This is a genomic window from Polaromonas sp. JS666, assembly GCF_000013865.1.
Taxonomy (GTDB): domain Bacteria; phylum Pseudomonadota; class Gammaproteobacteria; order Burkholderiales; family Burkholderiaceae_C; genus Polaromonas.
Genome location: NC_007948.1, coordinates 2,555,199 through 2,580,580, shown reverse-complemented (window position 1 = coordinate 2,580,580; position 25,382 = coordinate 2,555,199). Strand labels below are relative to the sequence as shown.

Annotated in this window: 18 protein-coding genes; 3 read left to right on the top strand and 15 right to left on the bottom strand. The window is 60.9% G+C overall.

The window, feature by feature from the left end:
• Positions 1-39: 39 nt before the first annotated feature.
• The 13 genes from BPRO_RS28015 to BPRO_RS12215 all read right to left on the bottom strand — a co-directional run bounded on the left by BPRO_RS28015 (position 40) and on the right by BPRO_RS12215 (position 17,300).
• Positions 40-3,141 (bottom strand): response regulator, encoded by a 3,102-nt coding sequence (locus tag BPRO_RS28015; RefSeq protein WP_232291529.1) that lies wholly within the window; start codon positions 3,139-3,141, stop codon positions 40-42.
• 52 nt (positions 3,142-3,193) lie between these two features.
• A complete protein-coding gene (gene cheB / locus BPRO_RS12260; protein ID WP_011483384.1) occupies positions 3,194-4,303 on the bottom strand; it encodes a chemotaxis-specific protein-glutamate methyltransferase CheB in 1,110 nt (369 codons plus the stop codon).
• Positions 4,304-4,318: 15 nt separating this feature from the next.
• Entirely contained in the window at positions 4,319-6,637 is a 2,319-nt protein-coding gene (locus tag BPRO_RS12255) for a hybrid sensor histidine kinase/response regulator (RefSeq protein WP_011483383.1), read from the bottom strand.
• A 14-nt stretch (positions 6,638-6,651) separates the two neighbouring features.
• Entirely contained in the window at positions 6,652-8,319 is a 1,668-nt protein-coding gene (locus BPRO_RS12250) for a methyl-accepting chemotaxis protein (RefSeq protein ID WP_011483382.1), read from the bottom strand.
• 10 nt (positions 8,320-8,329) lie between these two features.
• The gene (locus BPRO_RS29585) at positions 8,330-8,473 is read right to left on the bottom strand and encodes a hypothetical protein (RefSeq protein WP_157045790.1); all 144 of its coding nucleotides are present in this window, start codon (positions 8,471-8,473) and stop codon (positions 8,330-8,332) included.
• 197 nt (positions 8,474-8,670) lie between these two features.
• Positions 8,671-10,401, bottom strand: a complete 1,731-nt coding sequence (locus BPRO_RS12245) for a methyl-accepting chemotaxis protein (RefSeq protein WP_011483381.1) — start codon at positions 10,399-10,401, stop codon at positions 8,671-8,673.
• The gene (locus tag BPRO_RS29580; protein WP_157045789.1) at positions 10,398-10,535 is read right to left on the bottom strand and encodes a hypothetical protein; all 138 of its coding nucleotides are present in this window, start codon (positions 10,533-10,535) and stop codon (positions 10,398-10,400) included. Before BPRO_RS29580 ends, BPRO_RS12245 begins: the two co-directional genes overlap by 4 nt.
• A 15-nt stretch (positions 10,536-10,550) precedes the next feature.
• Positions 10,551-12,089, bottom strand: a complete 1,539-nt coding sequence (locus tag BPRO_RS12240) for a methyl-accepting chemotaxis protein (RefSeq protein WP_011483380.1) — start codon at positions 12,087-12,089, stop codon at positions 10,551-10,553.
• Positions 12,090-12,689, bottom strand: a complete 600-nt coding sequence (locus BPRO_RS12235; RefSeq protein ID WP_011483379.1) for a YfiR family protein — start codon at positions 12,687-12,689, stop codon at positions 12,090-12,092.
• Positions 12,677-14,488, bottom strand: a complete 1,812-nt coding sequence (locus BPRO_RS12230) for a TonB-dependent receptor plug domain-containing protein (RefSeq protein ID WP_198141009.1) — start codon at positions 14,486-14,488, stop codon at positions 12,677-12,679. Before BPRO_RS12230 ends, BPRO_RS12235 begins: the two co-directional genes overlap by 13 nt.
• Before the next feature lie 312 nt (positions 14,489-14,800).
• Positions 14,801-15,346, bottom strand: coding sequence for a chemotaxis protein CheW (locus BPRO_RS12225; RefSeq protein ID WP_011483377.1), 546 nt, complete (start codon positions 15,344-15,346; stop codon positions 14,801-14,803).
• Positions 15,343-16,854, bottom strand: a complete 1,512-nt coding sequence (locus BPRO_RS12220; RefSeq protein WP_198141008.1) for a CheR family methyltransferase — start codon at positions 16,852-16,854, stop codon at positions 15,343-15,345. The genes BPRO_RS12225 and BPRO_RS12220 overlap by 4 nt, the downstream gene beginning before the upstream one ends.
• Positions 16,851-17,300, bottom strand: a complete 450-nt coding sequence (locus BPRO_RS12215; protein WP_011483375.1) for a chemotaxis protein CheW — start codon at positions 17,298-17,300, stop codon at positions 16,851-16,853. Before BPRO_RS12215 ends, BPRO_RS12220 begins: the two co-directional genes overlap by 4 nt.
• A 513-nt stretch (positions 17,301-17,813) precedes the next feature.
• Here BPRO_RS12215 and BPRO_RS12205 point away from each other — a divergent pair.
• Positions 17,814-18,734 (top strand): hypothetical protein, encoded by a 921-nt coding sequence (locus BPRO_RS12205; protein ID WP_011483374.1) that lies wholly within the window; start codon positions 17,814-17,816, stop codon positions 18,732-18,734.
• Between the two features lie 665 nt (positions 18,735-19,399).
• On the opposite strand, the gene BPRO_RS12195 is transcribed toward BPRO_RS12205, so the two are convergent.
• Positions 19,400-19,837, bottom strand: coding sequence for a response regulator (locus BPRO_RS12195; protein ID WP_041388794.1), 438 nt, complete (start codon positions 19,835-19,837; stop codon positions 19,400-19,402).
• Positions 19,838-20,182: 345 nt separating this feature from the next.
• Here BPRO_RS12195 and BPRO_RS12190 point away from each other — a divergent pair, with 345 nt between their 5' ends.
• Positions 20,183-20,461, top strand: coding sequence for a hypothetical protein (locus BPRO_RS12190; RefSeq protein ID WP_157045788.1), 279 nt, complete (start codon positions 20,183-20,185; stop codon positions 20,459-20,461).
• 101 nt (positions 20,462-20,562) lie between these two features.
• The gene (locus BPRO_RS12185; RefSeq protein WP_011483370.1) at positions 20,563-22,737 is read left to right on the top strand and encodes a catalase; all 2,175 of its coding nucleotides are present in this window, start codon (positions 20,563-20,565) and stop codon (positions 22,735-22,737) included.
• Positions 22,738-22,795: 58 nt separating this feature from the next.
• Here the strand turns inward: BPRO_RS12185 and BPRO_RS12180 are convergent, their stop codons facing one another.
• Positions 22,796-25,336 (bottom strand): penicillin acylase family protein, encoded by a 2,541-nt coding sequence (locus BPRO_RS12180; RefSeq protein WP_049764119.1) that lies wholly within the window; start codon positions 25,334-25,336, stop codon positions 22,796-22,798.
• Positions 25,337-25,382: the final 46 nt, after the last annotated feature.

The window sequence follows — 25,382 nt, the reverse complement described above, 5'->3', positions numbered from 1 at the left end:
CGTCCGCGGCCTTTCTTGGGTTTTTGCCGGTCACCCGCTTCACAGAGCGTCTAAATAGGCGTTCAGGCGTTGCAATTCGTGCTGGAACGCGCTCATGTGAGCCTCGACCGCCGCCCAGTCACTGGTGCGGCTTGCGTGCTCGATGGATTCGCACACTCTGGCAAAGTCCCGCGCGCCGATCATCCTGCTGGCGCCCAGCATGCGGTGGGTGGTGCGGGTGATCTGCACGCCATCACTGGCTGCCACGGCCCGCTTGAGCATGGCAGCATCTTCGTCGTTGGCGCTCCGAAACTCTGTGAATATGTGGCGCTCGGTTGACGCGTCGCCGCCCGAAAATTCGGCAATGACCGAACGGTCGACCGGGACGGCCGCTGCCGTTGCCGCCATGTGTTTGCTGGATGTCCCGGATGTCGCCTCCGGCATGACGGTGGCATCCGGAATCGGCAGCCATTGATCGAGCTTTTCCCGTAGCTGGGACAACTCGACCGGTTTCACAAGGTAGTCGTCCATGCCGGCGGCAAAGCAGCTCTCGGCCTCGCCACTTAGTGCGTTGGCCGTACAAGCGATGATCGGGACGTGTTTGCCTTCGTTACCGGACTCAAGCCCGCGAATGCTGCGCGCAAGGTCATAGCCATTCATCTCCGGCATGTTGCAGTCGGTGATGACAATCCCGAACCGGCGCGATTGCCACTTGGCCAATGCTTCGACACCGTTTTTTGCGCTCTCCGCGGCATAGCCCAGCACATGCACCTGCCGCATCAGGAGCATTCGATTGACCGGATGGTCATCCACCAGCAGTACCAGCGTTCCCTCCGTCTCGGCGCGCGCAACGGTCGGCGCATCGCGACGCGCCGTGTGGGTGGTCCGGGCCGAGTCTTGCATCTGCGCCCGTCTGATTTTCGCCAGTTCCTTCGGGTCGGCGATCGGCAGCGACAAGGTGAGGATCATGGTCGTGCCCTTGCCCAACTCGCTCACCATCTCGACCGTGCCATTCATCATCCCGGCTAGCCGCCGGCAGATCGTGAGCCCCAGTCCGGTGCCACCAGCCCACCGCGCCGTGTCGCCCCCGCCCTGGGTGAAGGGCTGAAACAGTCGCTGCTGATCCTCGGCGGAAACGCCCATGCCGGTGTCGGTCACCACAAACCGCACCTGGTCTTCTCCGTTGGTTCGCGCTATGAGTTCCGCCTTGATCTCGATCGAGCCGCGGGAGGTGAATTTGAGGGCGTTGCTGACAAGATTGTTGAGTATTTGGCCCAGCCGCAAGGGATCAAACATCAGCGCGGGGCTGATTTGCGGATCAGTGCCGTGCTTGAGCAGCAAGCCCCGGCCGCTGGCGTTACCGGCGTACATGTTCCTTACATGCTCAATAACGTCCTTGATCGAGGCGACCTCGGGGCGAACCGTCAGCTTTCCTGCTTCAATCTTGGAAAAGTCGAGGATGTCGTCAATGATGCACAGCAGCGACTGGCTCGATTCACGCACGATCGCAAGCGTGGCGCGTTGGTCGGTATCGAGCTCGGTCAGGCCCAGGAGTTCGAGCATGCCGAACATGCCGTTCATCGGCGTCCTGATCTCGTGGCTCATGGTGGCCAGAAAAGTGCTCTTGGCGCGGTTGGCGGTGTCGGCTGCCTCCCGGGCGGCAACGAGCTCGGTCGTCCTTTGCGCCACGCGCTGCTCGAGCTCCCTGTTCAGGTTCAGGGTTCGTTCCTCCATCTGCTTGCGGTCGGTGATGTCACGCAAAAACGCGCTGAACGTCCACTCCCCCTGAAGCAGCATCGGGGTAATGGATAGTTCGACCGGAAACTCGCGACCCTCCCGGTGTAAGGCTGTAAGTTCGAGGCGCTGGCTCAATATCGGTCCCTCGTTGGTGGCCAGGAAACGCTCCAACCCGCGCGCATGGCCTTCACGATGTTGCCGCGGAATGACAAGGCCAGCCAGCGGCTTGCCGATGGCCTCGTCACGCTTCCAGCCGAAAATGGTTTCCGCCTGGGCATTCCACTCCCTGACAAGTCCATGGGCATCCATGGCCACCACGGCATCCAGCGCCGTGTCAATCGTGAGCCGGGTACGCGCCTCGCTCTCGCGTAACGCCTCAACGACCGCAGTCAGCTGCTGGGTTCTCTGGTTCACGCGCGCTTCCAGCGCGAGCCTCAACTTGTTCAACTCGGAATTGCTCCACTGCAGGTCTTCCTGGCTTTTACTGAGCTCCTCGTTGCGCTTGCGCAGTGCGTCTTCCAGCTTCTTTTTTTCCGTAACATCTCGGGAGATCCCCAACAGGTAGAGTGGCCGGCCCTTGCTGTCGAAGATCGGGATTTTCTTGGTATGCAGGATCCGGTCGCCTTTATTGCGCGTGTGGATCGGCTCCTCCGGGATGTCCAACACCATGCCGCGCGTCAGCACCTCCTGGTCTTTGGACGTGAAGGCGTCGGCCTCCGCCTCGGGGAAAAGGTCATAGTCATTTTTGCCAACCAACTCATCCCGGGAGTAACCCAGCAGTTCTTCGCCGGCGCGGTTGAATCTGACAAAGCGCAGGTCGGCTGCATCTTTGACAAAAATCATGTCGGGGATGGTTTCGATCACCGAATCGAGAAATCTGTTCACCGCCGCAACCTCGGCCGAACGCTGCCCCAATGATTCCTGGGTTTGGGTGAGGTCCTTGTTGCGCTGGATGGCGGCGTCATACGTGGACAGCAGGAGGTTGAGGATCTGCAAACGATCGGCAGTGATGAAATGCCTCTGGTCATTGAAGTAGATTTCCACCCCCAAGCCCATATCCTGTTCCCGGTGCATTTCCCGATTGACGAGCACATAACGCACACGAGCCAGCATATAGCGCTCGTCATAGGGCTTGAGGACGAAGTTATCAGCCCCGCACTCCAGTCCACGGATCACGTCCTGCGGATCGGACATGGTGGTGACGAGGATGACCGGTATGTTGCGAAGATCGGGCTGCGTCTTGATTCGGCGGGAAAGCTCATAGCCGTCCATTTCCGGCATGATCACGTCGCTGATGATCAGTGCGGGCCGGAACTGGGGTAGCATTTTCAGCGCGAGTCGGCCATTGCGGGCAATGCCAACTTCGTAGCCTTCCTGTTCAAGGATATGCTGCAGTTGTTGGGCCTGGGTGGGGCTGTCTTCCACGATCAGGATTTTCACGGGTGAACCGGACGATGGCGTACTTGTACTCATAGTCTCAGTCCCCCGCTATTCCATGACCATGACCATCGCCATCGCCATCAATTTGCCTGACCAGCGCGATCAGCGCATCGGCGATCTTGTCGGCCGGTAACACCTGTGTGGCGGCGCCCAGGGCAATGGCAACACCCGGCATGCCATGCACCACCGAGCTTTCCTGGTCTTGTGCGATGGTGACAGCCCCTTTGGCCATCATCGCCTTCAGTTCCTCGGCACCGTCCTTGCCCATGCCCGTCAGCAACACGCCCAGTGCGTTCGGGCCGTATGTTTCTGCCAGCGAGCGGAACAGGAAGGATACGGCCGGCCGCAGGTGATTCTCCGGTGCCTCCCGGGTCAGGATGATGTTGCCACCGGTGCCGATGCCCATGTGGAAATCGTCCGGCGCCAGGTAGACATGACCCGGCAGCGGGGTTGTACCGTAGGAGGCGATATGAATCTGCAAAGTGGTGGTCTGGTTCAGCCACTCGGCCATTCCGGGCAGAAAACCGTGCGCAATGTGCTGCACGACGAGCACCGGCGCGGGAAAGTCCTTTGGCAAACCTGAGAGGATGGTTTGCAGCGCCAGCGGTCCACCGGTGGACGCGCCGATGCCGACGAGTTTGATCTGCGCTGGAGCGCGCTGCCGCTGCGCGGCTGGGGCCGGAGGATAGGCTGAAGGCAATGGCGCCGGCCGCCTGTGGGCCGTGCGGCGCACGACCTTGACCTCGGACATCAGCTTGACCGTTTCCAGCAGGTGCGCCGCCATCGCCTCGAAGTCGTCTTGCTCGCCAGTAAAAGGTTTTTCAATGCAGGCGATGGCTCCGGCTTCCATGGCGCGGAACGTCACGGCGATATCGGTGACGTTGTTGCTGGCGCTGCAGATGATGATTGGCACCGCCTGCGTTTCCATGATGCGGCGCGTCGTCTCGAAACCATCAAGCCGTGGCATATGAACGCCCATGAGTACGACATCGGGCTTGTTGTGATTGACGAAATCGATTGCCGCCTGGCCGTCACCGACGGCGCCGACAACGCGAATCAGCGGATCCGATTCGAGCAGGCGCACGAGAAGCACGCGTGCGATCGCCGAGTCTTCCGCCACCAGTACGTTGATCTTGCCATCGGTCATGAAAGGTTCACCCGGTTAAATCAGCCGCCGTACTGCCTCGATCAGGTTGCTCTGGTCGAAGCTGCTCTTGACAATATACGCATTGGCGCCAGCGTCGATGCCGCGCTCGCGGTCCTCCCGCGTTTCCAGCGCCGTCACCAGCACCACCGGAAGCTCGGCCAGTCTTTTGTCGGCGCGTATCTTCGCCGTCAGGTCGAAGCCGTTGAGCCGCGGCATTTCAACATCGGAAACAAGCAGGTCGAACTTTTCGGCGCGCAACAGGGTGAACGCATCCATCCCGTCCACCGCTGTTTTGACGTCGTAGCCGGCGGATTCCAGGATACTTTTGAGTAGCATCCGGGAGGTGATGGAGTCCTCGGCGATGAGTACCATCCCGGCCTCTACCGCCTTCGTTCCCGTGGCTGCCCGTGGTGCCGTGCGGGCGACCTTTCTGGCAGATTTAAGCAGGTCGTCCACATTGAGTATGGTTGCGATCTTGCCGTTACTGAGGACTGCGGCGGCGGCGACGTTGCGCACGCGTGACAGGGGCTTGAGCAGCGGCTTGACTAAAATTTCCTGCTCATCCAGAACCTCGTCCACGGCGAATGCAACACGCTGGTCGACGCTGCCGAGAATGAGTACCGGTATGCCGCTGGGGAACATGTCCTTGCGCTCAACATACGGCAATTCCAGTACGTCGGCCAGTCGCACAAGGGACACAGCCCGCCCGTCGAACGTGATGGTCTCCCGCCCTTCGACGGTTCGGGTGTCGTCGGGCGTGGCGCGCGCGGCGCGCTCAACCTGGGCGGTCGGCAGCACCAGTAGCCGACCGGCAGCTTTGACCAGGATGCCGCGAAAGGTTGCACGCGTCGCCGGCAATTCAATCTGGAAAACGGTTCCAAGGCCCGCCTGACTGTCAACCGTTACCTCCCCGCCCAGTTTGGTGGTTTTCTCCCGCACGATGGCCAGTCCCAGTCCGCGGCCCGACAGCTGCGTGATGATCGGACTGGTAGACACTTCGGAGCGGAAAATCAGCGCCTGCGATTCAGGCTCGCTGAGCTGCGCCGCTTCTTCTGGCGAGATCAGCCCGAGCTTGATTGCCGACGCTTTGACCTTCCCGGTATCGATGCCGGCGCCGTTGTCGGACAGCATCAGCCGCACTTTGTTGCCGCTGATTTGGGTCACCGCCAGCTCGATCGTCGCACGCGATGGTTTGCCGCGCCGCCTGCGTTCGGCCGCGGTTTCGATGCCATGATCCAGGCTGTTGCGCAGCAAATGAATGAGCGGGTCTTTCATCTCCTCCAGAATACGTTTGTCGATCTCGGTGTTTTCGCCGTAGATCTTGAGCTCAGCCTCCTTGCCCTGATCGCGGCACAAATCGCGCACCAGCCTCTGGAACGATGCCGAAATCGAGGCAAACGGCAACATGAGCAGTTGCTTCGAATCCTCCAGCAGGTCATCCACCAGTTTGCCAATGGCAAAGCGGTCGTGCTGCGCCGTCCGCTCCAGTGCCACGGCCTCGCTCTCCATGATTTTGACGTAGTCCATGCTCCAGTCAAAGAAATCCAGCACCTGGGCCAGCCCCTCGGAGGAATGCCGCTGTGTCGGGGAGCCCGGCTGATCGGATAGCAGGCGCAACTGGCGTGCTTCCGGCTCAACCTCCCCCCAGGCATTGCGCCAGGCGTCAAAGCGGCCAGACAGTTCGCGCAAATCGGTCACCCGCTGGCCGACGGTCAGTTTGGCCATGAGCATTTCCTCCGCCTCCAGTAGTCGCGCCTCCAGTTTCGAGACAGTGACGCGCACTGTTTCCTGGGGGCCGATTTCCGGCGCGACCGGTAAAGGTAAAGCAGGCTTCGCAACTTCGATCACCGGCGGTGCCATCGCTGCGTCGTCGGCGCTGGACGACAGCCCGGTAGCAGCGGACTCCCGGGGACTCAAAGAGGAGTCGATTCCCAACTGGCGCAAGGCCTGGCGCAACGACGACAAGGCGGGCTGGTCACCGGTGCCGTCGGAACCGACGGGCGCGGCCTGCGCCGAGGCGATGGCATCGAGTACGCGATGCAGTGTGTCGAGTGCATCGGGCGACGGCAGGCTTTCCTGTCGCTTCCAGCTGGCAAACACGTCTTCCATCGACTGGCACAGCAACTCGATCTCGGAGAAACCCACCGCCCGTGCCGCCCCCTTCAGACTGTGCGCGGCGCGGAACACCGTCTCCACGATCTGGCCTTTGGCCTGCGCGGAAGGCGTGCTTTCCAGCTCCAGCAAACCGTCCGCGATCGTCTGCAGATGCTCTTCGGCTTCGACCTTGAAGGTCGCGCGGAGTTGCAGGAGAAAGTTGTCTTCCTTGGTGCTCATGACGACCTTTTTGATTACACCTTGTAGCGCTCAGCCATCTGCTTGAGCCGCTGGCCCAGCTCATCCAGGTTGCGCGCCGCAACCTCCAACTGCCTGGCGCTTGCCACGTTTTGCGTGCTCGCCTGCCTGATGCTCTCCATCGCGCCCGCCACCTGGTCCACCCCCGCCAGTTGCTGCTGGCTCGACGCCGCAATCTGCGTGGCCGCCTGCACCGCCTCCGTCACGCTGCCGGCCAGCGCCTGGATGGACTCGCCCGCCACTTCGGTCTGCCGGCTCCCCGCCTCCACCGCCTTGCTGCCTTGCTCGGTCGCCAGCACCGCCGCGATCGTCGCCTTCTGGATGTCCCCCAGGATGGTACGCACCTGGGTGGTCGCCTGGCGCGACTGCTCCGCCAGGCTTTTGACTTCCTGCGCTACCACGCCAAAGCCCTTGCCGTGCTCGCCCGCCCTGGCCGCCTCGATGGCGGCATTGACGGCCAGCAGGTTCGACTGGGCGGCCAGGTCTTCCACGCTCGCCATGATCCGCCCGATCGCCCGGCTCTGCTCGGACAGTCGCGTCATGCTGGCGGCAATCGCCTCCATCTGCTGACGGATCCTGGTCATGCCGGCACCCACATCCTCGGTGGACTTGCGCCCGTTCTGGGAGCTCTGTGCCGCTTTCTGCGCGCTGTCGGACACCAGCCTGGCCTTCTGGCTGGCCACCTGCGCCGTTTGCCGAACCTCCTCCACCGTGGTGGTGGTCTCGGTCACCGCCGCAGCCGACTGGCTGGCGCTGGCGGCAAGTTGAGTGGTCGAGGCAACGATTTCGCTGGAGAAAGAGGAAAGCACATTCACTATTTCCTGCGTTTCCTGCATCAACAGGCGAAGGTTCTCTTCTACCCGCTTGCGCTCGGCGACTTCGGCCTGCAAGACTGCGTTGCCTTGCCCCAGTTCGTCACGCGATACAGTTGTCGCCTTCAACTTTTCCGTCATCTCGTCGAACGCGCGCGACAGACTCCCTATTTCGTCCTTCGCAGTGATGGCGAGCCGGTGATCCAGATTGCCTGCACCCACGATTGCAATGCCTTCGCGCAGCTTCTCAAGCGGCCGGGTCACGCTTCCAAGCGCCAGAAACAGCGTCGCCGCAATGACAAACACGACGACACCGCCGAACGTCACTACCGCGGCGCTTGTCCGTTGTTGCGCATCCAGGACCCCCGTCCGGCTTCGGTCGGAAAGGCTTAGCGCGCCGGAAATCATGGCCTGAGCCTTGTTCATGATCTGGCCGGTCAACCGGCTCTCCAGGTCTTTGAGGATCGCGCCTTTCCCCTTCTCTGCTTCCCTGTTTTGCTGGTTCGCGGCGAGCTCGGTGAACAGGGTGTTGACACCTTGATGCGTGTGACGGAGGTCTTCTATGATGGACTGTTCCTCCTGGCCGGTGAATTCCGTCGCGCCCGCGAGCAGCTTCGATAGCGATGCGTGCCTCAGTTCCCATTGGGCACGCACGCGATCCTCATGACTCGCCACATACTCCAGTGTGAGGTATCTGACGGCGGTAGCTGCATTGAGAATTTCGCCGGCTGTCTCGTTCTTGGTGAGTTCTTGCCTCACCTGATGCGTTGCGGACAGCAGCACGAAGCCGATGACCGCAACGACTCCAACGGAGAATATTCCGGCAAGACTGAGTCTGGTTGAAATCTTCATTTTGGCGTCCTCAATGAATGACCGTTACCGCCGCCGGCGACACTGCCTTGAGCGCGTCGAGGGAGACGTAATTCAGGTAATTGGGCATGTGTACGCCTGCCATCGCGTAAAGCAAGGGCTTCTTGCTGAAAGATGTTCCTGGGTTCTCAGTCATCTCGTATCTCCTTGTAGTGGCATTTGGAAATTAAACCGTCCCCTACGTACGCATCTCCCCGGTCTTTACCTTTACGCTAGCCGCTTGAGCTTTTTGGCCCAACTGGTGCAGCTTGCACGCAGCCCTCTCGGCGCCCTTCGTCCCGACAGTCCAGTTCTATAAGCAGCGCCTCCCTGCATGGGATTCCTCTTGCGCGCTCACACCGTGTAGAGCGCGACCATCTGCTTGAGCCGCTGGCCGAGTTCGTCCAGGTTGCGCGCCGCAACCTCCAACTGCCTGGCGCCGGCTACGTTCTGCGTGCTCGCCTGCCTGATGCTCTCCATCGCGCCGGCCACCTGGTCCACCCCCACCAGTTGCTGCTGGCTCGACGCCGCGATCTGCGTGGCCGCCTGCGCCGCCTCCGTCACACTGCCAGCCAGCGCCTGGATCGATGCACCTGCCACTTCGCTCTGCCGGCTCCCCGCCTCCACCGCCTTGTTGCCTTGCTCGGTCGCCAGCACCGCCGCAATCGTTGCCTTCTGGATGTCCCCCAGGATGGTGCGTACCTGGTTGGTCGCCTGGCGCGACTGCTCCGCCAGGCTCTTGACTTCCTGCGCTACCACGCCAAAGCCCTTGCCATGCTCGCCGGCCCTGGCGGCCTCGATGGCCGCGTTGACTGCCAGCAGGTTGGATTGCGCAGCGAGGTCCTCGACGGTGGCCATGATCCGGCCTATGGCCTGGCTCTGCTCGGACAGTCGCGCCATGCTGGCGGCAATGGCTTCCATCTGCAGCCGGATGCGATTCATCCCGGCCGCAACGTCCTCGGTGGACTTGCGTCCGCTCTGGGAGCTCTGTGCCGCCTTCTGCGCGCTGTCGGACACCTGCTTGGCCTTCTGGCTGGCCACCTGCGCGGTTTGCCGAACCTCTTCGACCGTCGTGGTGGTCTCGCTCACCGCCGCGGCCGACTGGCTGGCGCTGGCGGCGAGCTGGGTGGTCGAGGCAACGATTTCACTGGCGGCCGAGCCCAGCACGTTCGCTCCTTCAGCCAAGCCACGAATTTGCTCGCGAAGACTCTCCGACATCCGCGCAAAGGCGGTGCCCAATACGTCATCGGGGGATTGAGGCTTGATGGTCGAGCGCAGATCACCGGCGGCGATCTGCTCGGCTGCGCTCGCCATCGCACGCAGAGACTGCACCATGCGATCAAACGTCCGTGCCAGCGCTCCCACCTCGTCGCTGCGGGTATCATCAACCGGCACATTGACGCTCAGGTCGCCCAAAGTGATCCGTTCCGCGACAGCCGTGAGGTCCTGGAGAGGCCGGGCGATGTTGCGTGTGATGACGAATCCGGCCAGCGCCGCGAACACCAGGGCGGCGAGGGTGCCCAACACGATGATCTGTTTCGCGTTGTCGGCATCGTTTTGCGCGGCCTCCGCGCGTTGTTTGAGCAAATCCTTTTCTTCGCGCTCCATCTCGTCGATGACCTTGCGAATTTCACTCGTGAGCGTCCGGCCCTTGCCTGTCTTGATGAGTTCGACGCCCGCCGCCTCTCCCTTGGTCCGTATGGCATCGATCGTTTCCCTGGCGAGGTCGATCCGACTTTTGACGAGCGGTTCGAGCGCGTCCAGGCGTCGCTGCTCACGCAGGTTGTCCTCGGTCAATTTCCGGGCTTCCTGGAGGATTTTGTCAATTTTTCCCACCGCAGTTTGATACGGTTCCAGGTATTTTTCTTCCCCGGTGATGACGTAGCCCCGCAAGCCATTTTGCATGTCTGCCGACAGCAATTCCATCTCCGCGAGTCGACTCAGCACTTCGTAGGTGTGCTGGCGCAAGTCCGATGCCTCGATCAATTGCGTTGTGCTGCGATAGGAAACCGCCCCGACGATCACAAAAAAAACCATCGCCAGGCCAAACCCTGCACCCATCTTGGTTCCGACATTCCATTTCATGGCACCGACCTCCATTTTTTTTTCGGCTTTCCACGTGGCTGAAAACCTGCTGCGATCGCCTGCTCATGCTCCGTGGCTTTGACCTGGAAGGTCGCGCGGAGTGGCTGGAGAAAGTTGTCTTCTTTGGTGCTCATGGCGTTTGTGGTTGACTACACCTTGTAACGTTCGACCATCTGCTTGAGCCGCTGGCCGAGTTCGTTGAGGTTGCGCGCCGCAACTTCCAGCTGCCTGGCGCCGGCTACGTTCTGCGTGCTCGCCTGCTTGATGCTCTCCATCGCGCCCGCCACCTGGTCCACCCCCACCAGCTGCTGCTGGCTCGATGCCGCGATCTGCGTGGCCGCCTGCGTCGCCTCGTTGACGCTGGCGGTCAGCGCCTGGATTGACTCGCTCGCCACTTCGGTCTGCCGGGTTCCCGCCTCTACCGCCTTGCTGCCCTGTTCCGTCGCCATCATGGCCGTCGTCGTCGCCTTCTGGATGTCCCCCAGGATGGTGCGCACCTGGTTGGTCGCCTGGCGCGACTGCTCCGCCAGGCTTTTGACTTCCTGCGCTACCACGCCAAAGCCCTTGCCGTGCTCGCCGGCCTTGGCGGCCTCGATGGCCGCGTTGACAGCCAGCAGGTTGGATTGCGCAGCGAGGTCCTCGACGGTGGCCATGATCCGGCCTATGGCCTGGCTCTGCTCGGACAGTCGCGTCATGCTGACGGCAATGGCTTCCATCTGCAGCCGGATGCGGTTCATCCCGGCCGCAACGTCCTCGGTGGACTTGCGCCCGTTTTGGGAAATCTGCGCCGCTTTCTGCGCACTGTCGGCCACGTTTTTGGCTTTCTGGCTGGCCACTTGTGCCGTTTGCCGCACTTCTTCCACGGTGACGGTCGTTTCGCTCACGATCACAGCCGACTCGCTGGCGCTGACGGAGAGCTGGGTGGTGGACGCGACGATATCGCTGGCGGCCGAACCCAGCACCGTCGCGCCTTCGATCAGCCCGCGAATCTGCTCGCGAAGACCCTCCGCCATGCGGGTGAACATTTCCACCAGCAAACCGATCTCATCGGAGCGCTGCTGCACGGGCAGCGTCGCCGTGAGATCGCCGGCCGCGATGAGTGAGGCTGCCCTTGAGATATCCTGGATGGGGTGCGAGATCACGCGTTGCATGCGTATGGATATCGGTAGCGTGATCACCAGCGAACCGACCAGCACCAGCAGAATGATTCCGCCGAAGCGCGCTATACGGATGGCCAGCGACTCGGTGTTCGCACGCAGGTAGACGGTTCCCACCGTGCGAGCGCCGTCCTTGATGGGTCGGAACACTTCCAGTTCATCGTCCTTGAATCGCTCTCCCGCAGGCTCCGCTGCCGTGGGCAGCGCCCGGGTGGATAAGCCGGAACGCATGTATCGGGCAAAGAGCCTGGCATCTGTGGTGTAGATTCCGGCTGCCGCGATTTCCGGATTCGCTTCGAATGCCTTGAGGTATTCCTCGGCCACTTTCGCGTCGTTGAAAGCGAGCGCCGCAGTGACGCTGGCGGCAAGCGTTTCGGCCTGAACCGATATTTCACGTTTCTTCTGGTCGGTGTAGGTGATGGTGTCGTAGACAATGATGGCCGCACCGGCCAGCAGCAGCGCAATCGCGCTGGTCAGCACGCTGATCAGCAGCAGTTTGGTGCGAATCGGAACGTTTGCAAGCCAGTCCATTTAACGGCCCTCCCCGACCCGTCTGGGCTTGACGCTGAGCGCTACGCTCAGCAGCTTGGAACTGATGGCCAGCCTGTTCTGCGCGGCGGCTTCGTCGTCGATGTCAAAGCGCACCCGATCATCCTTGATGACGAAATTGATGATTCCCGTGACCGCCCCGGGCGACCGGCCATCACTCACCGTTAGCACGCTGCTGCCGCGTAGCGCTTCGATGATCTGGGCGCTGCGCTGCGCCTCCGAGGCGGCAAGGTACACGATGTGGCAGCCTGAGTCCGGTTTGACCATCTTCAGTCGCCGCACCTCGACCGGCCGTCGGGCGATCTGCTGGCCGCTGACGGCCTTGTCGAGGGCGGCACCGAACGGATCCTCGCCCACGACGCACAGCTGAAACGGACTGGTCGGTGAAGCAAAGGCTGTTGCAGGCCATTCGACAAAGGAGCCGAACTTGTGCAGAAAAGCCGCTTTGACGGCGTATTCCACCGATTCGTCGGCCGCGCTGGCCTTGCCGGGCAAGAGCACCATGCCCAATGCCACAACAGCCAAGGCGCTGCCTGGGCGCAAGCGCGCTGCAGCGCGCAATATGTTGATCAGAATTTCCATAGCATTTTTGCGTAGAAGCTGCGCCCGATCTCACTGCGCGCCGATCCGGAACCGAACTCCGGATGACCCTTGTCAAGCAGGTTGAATGCGGTCAACGAAACCTCGACATCTTTGGCAACCTTCCAGCCCAGGCGCGCATCGAGCGCGGTATAGCGAGGGACTTGGGTGGAGGACAATGTGCCGATCGAGCGCAGTGAGACATCAAGCTCCACGTTGTGCGCCAGATTCATCGCCGACCGCAACGAGAACTGGTGTCGCGGATCAGTTTCAGAGCCCGCCAGGCTGGTGGTATCGCTACTGCCAGACTTCAGGCTCAGATCTTTCTTGAGATAGTTATAACCGGCACTCAAGCGCCACCAGTCGTTTACACGGTAGTTTCCCCACATTTCCACGCCGTAGGTATTGCCCTCCATCTGGTTTGCGATCACAAGCGGTGACCCGGCACCCGCGGAGGGTTCGAGACTGCGCAGGTCATCGTAGACGTTGTAGAAGGTGGACACGGAGAACGAGGTATCGGCAGTCGGTTGTGCGCGGTAACCGATCTCGTAGGCGGTCAGTTTCTCCGAGGTAAAGTCTCCGCCGATGAATCCCGGGAAAGCCAGGGCCGGGACAGCCGGCACAAAGAATTCGCGGTCGACGCGCGATGGCGTGCGCACCGCCCGCGAGACAGCCGACCACAGCAGCGAGCGATCGTTGAGCTTCCAGGCCAGCCGCGCGTTGGGTTGCCATTCAAGCCCGGTGTAGTTGTTGTGCTCCAGTTTCAGGCCCAGCGTGAATTTGAGGCGCTCGCTGAGCGCGATGCTGTCCTGGACAAAGATGTTGGCCCGGCTCAGTGTCTTCTGTCTCGGCAGAAACTGCAGGAACAAGCTGTTATCGACATGGTCGCGCTCCCGCCGGTAGCCGCCGCCCCACACAATGTCGTGGTCCTTGCGCCACCGGAAACGATGCTGCACGTCGATGTCGTAGGTATCGAGCACTTCGCCGAAGCCGGCGGAGCCCGGATAGTTGCGTTGAGTCCGGTCGTAATAGGCCTGGACCTGGATGTTTGCGTCATCCGCCAATGCGCGATTCCAGCGTCCAAGCAGGTTTGCACCCGAAATGGTCTTATCGGCCAGGGTGCGTTGATGAATCGACCCATCGTAAGCATCGCCCTGCAGGGTAAAGGTATCGGTGGCGCGGGCCGAGTCAATCCGGAAGCCTGCCTGCTGCATGTTCCACGAATTTTGCAGGTCGGTGCCACTGTTGGTCTGCGTGCCGTCACGATCAAAGCCCTTTGCATATAGACGGTACGTGGTGTCCTCGCCCAGCTTGCCGCCATAACGAGCACCGGCGCCACGCTCCCTGGTACCGCCCCCGCCACTCAGCAAGGTACCCTGGGTATCTCGTGAAGAGCGGGTGATGATATTGATGACGCCATTGACGGCATTCGAGCCCCACAGGGTCCCGCCTGGTCCGCTGATGACCTCGATGCGTTCTATGTCTTCGATCAGGGTATCCTGCACGTCCCAGAACACGCCGGAGTTCAGCGGCGTATACACGCTGCGGCCGTCTATCAGCACCTCCAGCTTGTTGGCGCTCCTGCTGTTGAAGCCGCGCGCCGTAATCGCATAATTGCTTGAGTCCTCGCGCGCGACCTGGAGGTTAGGTGCAAGGCGCAGTATTTCCGGGATGCTGGTATAGCCGGACCGGCGAATGTCTTCGCTCGTTATCACGTAGACCGCCGCAGCCGCATCGCTCAGCCGCTCGGGTCTCTTCAATACCGAGGAGATCTCGATGTTCGCCAGATCTTCAAGCGTCATGCGTGAAAAATCCACGGAGGACAAGGACCCCGTTGTGGCATCTGCCGCGATGACTGCGCCCACCTTGAACGTCACGCATGCTACGGCAGCCAGACGGCTGACGTGCGTCGCTGCCCGGCGCCATCGCCATTTGCCTCCCTCGCCTCCCTCGCCTCTGATATCTGCGGCTCTTTTCATTATTTCTCTCCTTTCTTTTTCTTCGAACATCCGTTACCCCGTTCAGCCAGACCTTGGTTAGTGTGGTGTTCAAACCTCTGGTCAGGGCGACTCAGTACGACATCCACTCCTTGCGCTGGCCTGCATGGTCTGGATTCAGTCCTCCACCTCCTCCTGCACAATGATTTTCGGGTCCGCCAGGAGACGATCCAGGTCAAGCACCACGAGACGTTGCGCCGTCACGCCTTTCAGGTAATCGGCCCGGATGCCCGTGAGCGTCGGCAAGGTCGGCTGCAGACTCTCTAGCGGGATGGTTCGCACGCCCACGATGACGTCCGCCATCAAGCCGAATTCGAGATCGTTGCTGCGCAAGAGAATGACGCAGTGCAGGTCGGTCAAGCCCTGGTCGGGCAGATCGAAGAATTTCTTGATGTCGATTACCGGTGTGATCCGGCCCCGCACGTTCACGATGCCGGCAACGAAGGCCGGTGTGCAAGGCAGTGGTGTCAGGCTCTTCAGGGGATACACCTCGCGCACGTACCGGGTCTCCAGCGCATAGCACTCATGGGCGAGACGAAACTCCAGAAGCTCGAGTGATGCATCCGCCATCGCGGCGCTTTCCGGGGGGCGCGCCAGCGCGCGCGCGCGGGCATGAAGGATGGCTCCGGCATCGGGCATGGAAGCATGGACGGGGTCATTCATGGCGCGATTTCCGGGTCGGTGAGCGAAGCAAGGGTCTGCGCAAGACGCCCGGCGGTGAGACCGTCCGATTCGGGCAGAAGATCGCCCGGTTGGTAGCCTTGCAGCAGATGCAGTGTATTGGCGAAATGTTTGCCCGCTTCGCCGGTCTTGCCGCGCCTGCGCGCAAGATTACCGAGCGCAAAATTGGCCAGAACAAACCCGGGTTCGAGATAGGTCGCCCTTTGGAGAGAGGAGCGCGCTTGTTCGAGCTCGCCCTGCTCCAGCAGAACCCCCGCGCGCAGGTAATGGCCGGCGGGATCCAGTTTGTCGGTGACGATCCATCGATCGCACCATGTCAGCGCGTCGGCAAGTCTGCCCTGATTGGCCAGTGCCCGGGCCAGCAACGAACAGGCCTCGGTCAGGGGCGCATGTTCGGCCAGGGCCGCCAGCAACGTGTCAACCACTTCCGCATAACGGCCCTGCTCGTAGAGCGATTGGGCAAACGCCAGGGCGCTGCCCGGTGCCTCCGGCACGGCGTGGTCTTCCTTCGGCTGGAGGGACTCGAAAACCGCCACCGGGGCAGCCGATGGTTCCCATGACAAAGACGTCTCGATCGCAGGAAAACCAGATTCCGGTGCGCCGTTGGCTGTCACCGTTACGGGTTCGGTCCGAGGCGCGACATCGCTCTTTTGATAAAGGATCGCGCTGGGAAAATTCACCGGGACGAAGTTTGGAAACAACGAACTTGAGTCTTCGCTGGGACTCATCACCAGCCAGCCGCCTTCGACCAGTGCATGATGGAGATTCCGGATCACCTTGCGGGTCTGTAGCGGCGTGAAGTACATCAGCACATTGCGGCAGAAGATCACATCCATCGCGTTGGTGTCGGTCTCAAGCGAGGGATAAGCGTCCTCCGCCAGGTTCAGGTGCGCAAAGTTCACCAATTTCCTGATTTGCGGCACGATGGTGTAATGGCCATCTTCGGTGCGGTGGAAGTAATGTTGTTTGAGTCCTGCTGGTGCGTTGCGGAACGACCACTCGCCGTAGACACCTGCGACAGCCTTTTGCAGAAAGCGCGGGTTGATATCGGTCGCGGTGATCGTCACCTGCCAGTTTCCAAAATCGGGCAATGCTTCATGCAGCAGGATCGCCAGCGAATAAGGCTCTTCGCCGCTGCAGCAACCCGCGCTCCAGATGCGCAGCCGCTGCTCTCCCCCGCGCCGGGCACGGATCAGCTCGGGCAATATGCTCTCGGTGAGCACCTCCAGCGTTTGCCTGTCCCGGAAGAAATAGGTTTCGCCGACCGTGAGATGGCCTGCCAGCACCTGGAGCTGCGCCCGGGTCGGTGGCGCCGACAGCAGCCAGTCGATGCATGCTGCCGCGTCCTCAAAGCCAAACTCCTGCGCTGCGTCAATCAGGCCACGCTTCAGATCATCCCAGCGCTCGCGCGGAAAATGCAGCCCCATCGTGCCGGCGACGAGCTCGCTCAACTGCGACCACTGCGCCGGCATGACCTGGCCGTGCATCATTCGACCTCCTCCATCGCCGTATCCAGCGCGTGCGCTTCGTCCAGCGAGAGGAATTTTTCCAGGTCATGAATCAGCACCAGGCCATCGTCGAGCTTGACCACGCCCTGGAACTGCTCGAGGCCGGGTACCATCCGGTCCGCACCAACAACGGCAGATGGCTCGTGTTCGATCACGCCGTGGACCTCGTCGATCACCAACGCCACGGTATGCCGGGCCGTCCGTGCAATCAAAAACTGGTCGGCGGGAACAATCTCCCGCTCTGGCAGGAAGAAGCGCCGCCGGATGTTGAACACCGGGAGAACACAGCCCGCCACATTGATCACGCCGAGCACCACAGCCGGTGCACCAGGCAAGGAGGTCACTTCCACGGCCTGGATGACGCGCTCCACCGCCGGGAGCGGCAACGCATAGCGCTGCCCGTTCAGGCGAAAAATGACCAACTCCATGAGTTCCCTTGTTTTTCTTGCTGAGCGGCCCACTTCGGCTTGTACTGGTGGTTCCGGTGCAAAAACCTGGTCAGTTCAAAACTTTGTGCCTCAGGATAAATCATTTCGGCTGTTTATGCCAAGTGTGAAAATGATGGTGAGTGATCGTCGCTTCTGCAGCCCGATCAGGCAGCAATGCCTTCAGGTAGTCGATCTCCATCGCCATGAAGGTGCCCAGCGCGCAACTGAATGTGCCCTTTTGTCGCGCGGGCGGGCCCGGTAAGCCGCTTCAATGGCGTGTCATATGCACCACAGCGGCAGGCCAATGACGGGAATCGACAACGCGGTCATGACCATGACTGCCTGCCATGCGCTTGAGTGCAACTGGCCCCTGCAGATCAATGCCGCGCAATGCCGCGGCACCCGGGGGGCGGGAGACGCTCAGACACCTGACCCCCGCCTCAGACAGCGAATGCTTGTAGGACTAAAGACCATCTTGCAATAACCGGTTCTGCGCGGTGGCAAACTGCCCGAATGAATCAGATTCGACGCTCCGCGCTAAAAAAGAGCCTGTACGGATTGCTGGCTCTGGCATTGCTTATAGCGGTTGATGTTGCCGCGGGACAATCGCAAGAGCTGGCCAGCGAACAGAGTGCAGCGGCGCTGCTTAAAAAGCATGAGGTGCTGACTGAGCAGCTGGCACACAACCCGTACCGGCGCCCTCTGGTCCTCGATTCCTCTGAAACCCCCAATTCGGTCAATGGCAACGCCTACGCTGTGCTGGATTCGCCTTTCAGCACCTTCAGCGCTACCTTCAAAAGCCCCCATCACTGGTGTGACGTGCTGATCCTGCATCTCAATACCAAGTACTGCCGCGCAAGCGCAGACACCAGCCCCAGCAAACTGAAGATGAGGATAGGCAAAAAAATCGCGCAGGAACTCAACGATGCATTCGCACTTGAATTTACCTACCAGCTGGCGGCTGCCTCGCCCAGCTACATCGCCGCCCAGCTCAACGCCCCCGAAGGGCCCCTGGGCACCACCAATTACCGTATCGAGCTTCAGGCTGTACCGCTTGGAGAGGGGAAAACCTTTATGCATTTTCGCTACTCGTATGGGTATGGCATGGCTGGCCGACTGGCGATGCAGGGCTATCTGGCAACAGTGGGAAGCGGAAAGGTCGGTTTTACTCAAATTAACGATGGCCAAAAATCCCGCTACGTGGGCGGCATGCGAGGCACTATTGAGCGAAACACCATGCGCTACTACCTGGCCATCGAAGCCTTTCTCGCCTCACTGGGCCAGCCGGCAACGCAGCAACTCAACATGCGCCTGCGGTACTGGTTTGATGCCACTGAAGAGTATCCCCAGCAGTTGCATGAGGTGAATCGGGACAGTTACCTGAACATGAAAAAGGCCGAATACCAGCGACAGAAGAGTTCCTCATCTGACTGATCGACATCGGCAACCCCACAATCGGCCCGCCTCCTTTATCTTCTCTCTGGATGACTGCCCCGCTACACCGGCTGGGGTAATGAACGGGTACCTGGCTCCCGGATGGGCCGTGTTGGTTCTGGGGGCGGGGGTCTTGAGCCTCAGGCGGTCGGGGCCCGCCCGGCGGCACGATCAGCGGCGGAATTTCATGGGGTACACAAGTTCCCGGGCTTGGCCGCGGGACGATGGCGGTTGCCGTAGAGCTGTTGCAGCAGGCTTTAGCGTGTGCGAGCGCCCTGCTTCACCACCCTGCGCCCGCGATGCCGGCCCAGACGCAGCACCAGCATAGCCAACGCACCGGCCACCGCGGCCAGCAAGGCCGACTGACAGGGTTGAACTGCCACGTAACGCCTGACGGCGTCCTCGTAGCGAGGATAAGGGTCTTGAAGATGACGGAGGCGAATGGTTTCAGGGAGGGCCCGTGAGACAGAGCGATTCTCCGGTTCCGCGACAGATTCCGTGGCGCCCGCCTCTGCAAGGACCGCCTCTTCAGCCGACTGGAGCACCTCCTCTTCGAGTTGCCGCGGAGCCTGCGTCTTACCCAAAATAGCAGAAGTGCGTGGGTCGGCGGAGTTGACCGGATGAGGGGAAGAAGACGGTTGCATCGAAGATTTCACTCGAAGGGTTCAGGCCCTCTGGAGGTTGGATCCATTCTGATAGCTCTGGCAGCGACTGCTCGAGGCCGCGTCCAGATTCTCGCTTTGGGCTACACAGTAATCCAGCAAGGCGTCGATCTCCGTTGACTTGTCAAAGACGGCGTCCACGCCGAGCTGGATGCACCGCAGGCGCATTTCGCGGCTCGTGTAATTGCTGAAAACCACTAATTTCTGGAGCGTTCCACGGGTGCGGCAAGCTTCAAGCACACCCAGTCCGCTGCCACTTTTGAGAAACACGTCGACGATGGCCAGGTCCCATTGGGCATTGTTACCGGTGAGCCAGGCAGCGCCTTCCTCTTCAGTATCGGCTGTACCGACGGCCTCAATCGGCGCGAGTTCTTCCAGCGTGCTTATCAGGTTTTCTCGAATGGTCGGGTTGTCTTCGACCAGGTAGGTTTTCATCTTCATTGTTAAGCGGGCGCCCGGAAGGAAATTAGCCAAGGTTCATCCCGCTAATTTAAGTGACGAGCGGCCACTCAATTGCCGGAGGTACCAGCGAGTGCCTGTAGGAGAAGGCGCCATTGCCCTTCACAAGGCCAGTCTCGCGACCTTGCGTTGGCTTTCTCGATGCCACGCCTGATTCCTGTTTCCAGACCCACCGCGATGGTTGTGATGGCCTTGAACCAGTAAGCGACGTCTTACGTCAGAAGAAGACAGCCCTTACACGCAACACGGGCGTCCGGCTACCGGTGTGTGTGCCGCCGACCTGTAAGGTGTGACGCAGACCCTTACGTTGACTCAGCGGGAACCATCATGAAATCTGGAGCGAAACTTTTGAACATTTTGAACAACCTGGCGGCAAGAATGCTGGCGGCCTGGAGAGTTCACGCCAACCCCCAACATACCGATTTTCTTAGTATCTTTCTGACGGCGCTGGTCTGGGCGGCAGGATTCTTTCTGTTGTCGCTGTTTTTTCCCGACGATTTGGCTGAAGGTACCCAGGAGTTCATAGGCTGGTGTCTGGCCGGCACGGTTGCAACACTGGCCCTTCTGGCGAGCGTGAAGATGCTCGAGGGTCTGCTCGATTCATAAATTACCCGACAGCCGTCTCTGCACTGGCCACAAGGAGTGGTCTTCCAACACGCCGAGGCGGGTCTTTTTCCAATTCTCAAGCCCTCAAACAAGGAATCTACATGCCGCGACCCAAGCGCAAAGCTGCTGGCCCCACCCGGCCAGCGGACGGCGCCAGAGACAAGCAAACCCAGCTTGATGCCTTTACTGCCGGCTCAGCCAATGTCTTGACCACCAACCAGGGTCTACAGATTCCGGACAATCACAACTCCCTGAAGGGTGGTGTTCGCGGCCCTACCCTGCTGGAAGATTTCATCCTCCGCGAAAAAATCACGCATTTTGATCACGAGCGCATTCCGGAACGTGTCGTACACGCCCGGGGTTCAGGCGCACACGGCTATTTCAAGCCCTACAAGTCGATGGTGCAGTACACCAGCGCCGCCTTTTTGCAGGACCCTGCCATTGAAACGCCTGTATTTGTGAGGTTTTCAACCGTGGCCGGCTCCCGGGGTTCGGCAGACACGGTGCGGGATGTGCGGGGGTTCGCGGTCAAGTTTTACACCGCCGAAGGCAACTACGATTTGGTGGGCAACAACATTCCTGTTTTCTTTATCCAGGACGCCATCAAATTTCCCGACCTGATCCATGCGGTCAAACCCGAACCGCACCATGAGATGCCGCAAGCAGCAAGTGCCCATGACACTTTCTGGGATTTCGCGTCGCTGATGCCCGAGTCAACCCACATGTTGATGTGGACGATGTCAGACCGCGCCCTGCCGCGCAGCTTTCGGATGATGGAAGGGTTCGGTGTTCATGCTTTCCGCTTTATCAATGCGCGGGGGGATTCTCATTTCGTCAAGTTTCACTGGAAGCCAAAACTGGGGGTGCATGGCCTGGCTTGGGATGAGGCGCAGAAGATTGCCGGCAAAGACCCCGACTTTCACCGGCGCGACCTGTGGGAAGCGATTGAGAGCGGTCATTTTCCCGAGTGGGAGCTGGGCGTTCAGATCGTGGACGACGGCCAGGAGAGCGAGCTTGGCTTTGACATTCTGGACGCTACCAAACTCATTCCAGAGGAGCAGGTTCCCGTCCAGATCATTGGCAAGCTGGTGCTCAACCGCAATCCGGATAATTTTTTCGCCGAAACCGAACAGGTGGCATTTCATCCAGGCCACCTTGTGCCAGGCATTGATTTTTCAAACGATCCCCTGTTGCAGGGGCGGCTCTTCTCGTACACCGATACCCAGCTGTCCAGGCTCGGCGGTGCGAACTTCCATGAATTACCCATCAATCGGGCAGTTTGCCCAATGCATAACTTCCAGCGCGACGGGATGCATCGCCAGGCCATCAGCAAGGGACGCGTGGCGTACGAGCCCAATACGCTGGGCAATGGCGCAGAGTACCGGGTTGATGGCGCGGCGCAAGGCTTCCAGTCTTACCCCGAGCAACTGGAGCCGCCCAAAATCCGGCGGCGCAGCCCCTCGTTTGACGATCATTTCTCGCAGGCTACCCTGTTCTGGAACAGCCAGAGCGTTGCCGAGAAAGACCATATCGTCGCAGCGTTCAGGTTTGAGCTGTCCAAGGTGGATGTGCCGGAAATCCGGCAGCGCATCGTGGACAACCTTGCGCATGTGGACCTGAAACTTGCCGGCCGGGTTGCTGTGACTTTGGGCATCGCCGCCCCGGACCCCAAAGCCGCTGCGGGCCGGCTAGGCTTTCGGGATTACCGAATCACCAGCAAGGTCGACGAAGATCCCACATTGCGCATGGTTGGCAGGCCGGGCGGTGGCGTGAAGACCCGCAAGGTGGCCATTCTGGTGGCCAATGGCGTTGAATCCGCCCCTCTCCGTCGCATCCAGCAGGATTTGACGGAAGCCGGCGCCCTGTGCAAGCTGGTTGCCCAGCACCTGGGTACAGTCAGCACCGCCAGCGGCCGCCAGCTGGCAGTCGACCATACCTTTGCCAACATGCCGTCCGTCATGTTTGATGCCGTGCTGATTCCCGGTGGTGCGTCCAGCGCCGCAGCGCTGAGCGGGCTCGGCGAGGCGGTTCACTTTGTGCTGGAGGCTTACAAACACGGCAAGACCATTTGTGCGGTGAACGATGGCGTGCAGTTGCTCGGCACGCTGGGCTTCAGCCAGGGGAAAAATCCCGAGCTGGTAACAGTACCCACAGTCGGTGTCCTGATTGCCGACGGGCGCAAGGTGCTGGATGGACAGGTGTCACAAGACTTCATGGCCGCCATTGCACTGCACCGCCACTGGGACCGCCTCAACATTGACGCCATTCCGGCCTGACCATGCAGTCATGGATATGCAGGCTCGGTACGTTGCCCGCGTAGCGAACCTCAGGGTCTCAGGGTTGTAGGGTCAACTGGTGCGCGAACCCTGCCGGGTTCATTTGCAACGGTCGGTACTCTACCCGCGCCCAGCTGTCGCGCATATCGCGATAACGGCTGGAAAACACCAGCCCACTCTGACCCGTCTGGTAGATGAACCGGGAGTTTTCCAGATTTGCCAGGTCGTAGACGGCCCGCAGCGACGCGGCCTGCCGGTTGGCAAAAGGCATTTTGTCGCCGTTGGCCCAGTACTGACCCACATTGACCGTGAAGGTGTCACCGCCTGTGGGAACCCGCACGTCGAAAAACTGCGCCAACCACGGTACGTTGCCGAAGGGCTTGTGCGCTGACAGCGCGTAGTGTGCCCTGCCCCACGCCCACCGGCTGACGTCGGCGCCATAAGCGGCCTGCAGCCGGGTTAGCGCCCGGTCAAGCGCGGCGGCGGATTGCGCCGTACACCCGGCGTTGCCGCACCAGCCGGGGTCACTGCTTTCCAGGATGCTCTCCAGGGTATTTCTGAAGTGGCGCTTGCCATAGAGCGCTGCGAATGGCCTCTCGCCGAGCCTTCCGCCAATCACGCCCCGCGTGAGTTCGTCTGCCCACGCCGCAAAAATGAGCGGCGCCGCCTTGTCGGCCCGCATGATGCCGTCAAAGCCGTCCATGGCACGCCGGGCGGCGTCCGCCAAGGGGTGTGCAGAAGGTTGCGACAGCGACTTCTGAATGAAGGGCAGCAGCCGAACCGTAGCTGCCGAGAACTGGTCAGCCTGGATGTTCTGCATCGAATCCATGTCGTGTCTCGGTGTAGCGGCGAGCAACTGCTCAATGCGGTCATGGCGGTAGGGGACGGTCCAGTCCTGCCCCATAAAGATGGGATAGCCCGGCGGGGTGATGCGCTGGTTGGCCGTGGACAGCCAGCCTTTGGCGGCAATGGCGGCATGGTCGGTTTGAGGTGTTTGTGCGTAAGGCACCCAACCGGCCCAGTCGTAGCGGGCATCCCATCCTGGCGAAGGCGCTATTCCCAGAATGTCGTTGTCGGGCTTGCGCAGCGGCACCTTGCCGATGGCCTTGAAGGCTGTACGGCCCGCCACATCGGCCGCCACCATGTTTTGCATGGGGGCGTGGTAGGCCGAATACGCCGCAATCAGCTCATCAACCGACTGCGCCCGGTTCGCCCGCAATCCCGCAAGTACGGTCTGGTTGTCTGCGTCGAGGGCGCTCCAGCGCAGTGCAATCACGTATTTGCGGGTGTCAACAAGGTCGGCATGCGACTTTTGAACATCGCTGAGCACGGGGCCATGGCGGCTTTCCCGCACCATCAAATGCAGATCCGGCTCTCCTTTGATCCGGATAGTCTCTTCACGGACGGTGAAGTCCGCCCATCGCGCTGCGCTACCGGCATCGCCCGTGCCAGGCACTCTGTATTGCTGCGGATTGGCCGGGTTGAGCTGCTCCAGATACAAATCCTGCACGTCCGGCGCCGTGTTGGTAAAGCCCCAGGCCACCTTGCTGGTGCGGCCCAGCACCACGAACGGCAAGCCGGGCAAGGTGGCGCCCATGACGTCCAGCGCATCGAGCGCAGGCGTGGCCTGATCGTCCGGCGCGTGCAACCGTGCAAAGTACCAGGTGGCCGGCGCCGACAACCCCAAATGAGGATCATTGGCGAGCAGCGGCTGGCCGCTCGTGCTGTGTTTGCCCGCCACCACCCAGTTGTTGGAGCCCTTGCCATCCACCTGACCCAACGCATCAGCCCAGTCATTGATGCCTGACGATAAGGCGGATAAGGCGAGCACCTTTTTTACGGTGAGTTCAGTATCAAAAATTGATCCAGCACCAGAAACACGGACAGGGGGTGCTATTGTTTTAGGAGCATCCGTTGCACCCGTGCGGTACACCCCCAAGCCGGCATAAAGTCTGGCGAAATCAACCCGGGAGGCCGGTTGCTCCCCGGGATAAGGGGGGAATAGCTCCCACAGCTGGCGGGTGTCCAACACCCTGGCGGCGGCAAGACGCGCGAACTCGGTTCCCCAGTTGCCACCCAGGTCGAGGGCCATCATCAGCGACCAGCCCAAGCTGTCTATCGGCGACCACGCCTTGCCGGAAGTCCCCCCGGGGTTGACGCCGAGCATGTGGAATTCGGGTGAGAGTGCCTGTGATGAGCTCGCATAAAAAGCATTGGCGCCGTCGCTGTAAGACTGCAGCGCAATGCGTCCCTCTTCCGGCAGGCTTTGCCATTGCCGCTCGGCCGCCCGCACAATCCCCAGCGTGCGCATCAGCTTGTCGGTGTGCAGGGTTGAAGGGCCAAACACTTCCGACAGCTCGCCATGTATCAGTCGGCGGTTGAACTCCATCTGCCAGCCCCGCTCCTGGGCATGCACGTAGCCCAGCGAGAACCACGCGTCTCGCGGCGACTGGGCCCGTATGTGCGTTACATCGGCATGGTCCCGCGTCACAGTCACCCGGCTACCCAGGCCAGGGACCTGCAACTCACCATCCAGATCAGGAAAAGCCCGGTAGACATAAAACCCTGCGGCAGCAAGGAGCAGCACAAGCGCCACCATCAATAACCGGGACAACGCCGCAAAAACAAGTCTGAACCGGATCAAG

Bases quoted from the DNA above. Each gene is read 5' to 3' on its own strand.
- BPRO_RS12190 (WP_157045788.1), top strand. From the start codon at position 20,183: ATGAAATCTGGAGCGAAACTTTTGAACATTTTGAACAACCTGGCGGCA.
- BPRO_RS29580 (WP_157045789.1), bottom strand. From the start codon at position 10,535: ATGAGCACCAAAGAAGACAACTTTCTCCAGCCACTCCGCGCGACCTTC.
- BPRO_RS12240 (WP_011483380.1), bottom strand. From the start codon at position 12,089: ATGGACTGGCTTGCAAACGTTCCGATTCGCACCAAACTGCTGCTGATC.
- BPRO_RS12245 (WP_011483381.1), bottom strand. From the start codon at position 10,401: ATGAAATGGAATGTCGGAACCAAGATGGGTGCAGGGTTTGGCCTGGCG.
- BPRO_RS12205 (WP_011483374.1), top strand. From the start codon at position 17,814: ATGAATCAGATTCGACGCTCCGCGCTAAAAAAGAGCCTGTACGGATTG.
- BPRO_RS12195 (WP_041388794.1), bottom strand. From the start codon at position 19,837: ATGAAGATGAAAACCTACCTGGTCGAAGACAACCCGACCATTCGAGAA.
- BPRO_RS12180 (WP_049764119.1), bottom strand. From the start codon at position 25,336: ATGGTGGCGCTTGTGCTGCTCCTTGCTGCCGCAGGGTTTTATGTCTAC.
- BPRO_RS12215 (WP_011483375.1), bottom strand. From the start codon at position 17,300: ATGGAGTTGGTCATTTTTCGCCTGAACGGGCAGCGCTATGCGTTGCCG.
- BPRO_RS12255 (WP_011483383.1), bottom strand. From the start codon at position 6,637: ATGAGCACCAAGGAAGACAACTTTCTCCTGCAACTCCGCGCGACCTTC.
- BPRO_RS12250 (WP_011483382.1), bottom strand. From the start codon at position 8,319: ATGAAGATTTCAACCAGACTCAGTCTTGCCGGAATATTCTCCGTTGGA.
- BPRO_RS12235 (WP_011483379.1), bottom strand. From the start codon at position 12,689: ATGGAAATTCTGATCAACATATTGCGCGCTGCAGCGCGCTTGCGCCCA.
- BPRO_RS12230 (WP_198141009.1), bottom strand. From the start codon at position 14,488: ATGACGCTTGAAGATCTGGCGAACATCGAGATCTCCTCGGTATTGAAG.
- BPRO_RS12220 (WP_198141008.1), bottom strand. From the start codon at position 16,854: ATGATGCACGGCCAGGTCATGCCGGCGCAGTGGTCGCAGTTGAGCGAG.
- BPRO_RS12185 (WP_011483370.1), top strand. From the start codon at position 20,563: ATGCCGCGACCCAAGCGCAAAGCTGCTGGCCCCACCCGGCCAGCGGAC.
- BPRO_RS12225 (WP_011483377.1), bottom strand. From the start codon at position 15,346: ATGAATGACCCCGTCCATGCTTCCATGCCCGATGCCGGAGCCATCCTT.
- cheB (WP_011483384.1), bottom strand. From the start codon at position 4,303: ATGACCGATGGCAAGATCAACGTACTGGTGGCGGAAGACTCGGCGATC.
- BPRO_RS29585 (WP_157045790.1), bottom strand. From the start codon at position 8,473: ATGACTGAGAACCCAGGAACATCTTTCAGCAAGAAGCCCTTGCTTTAC.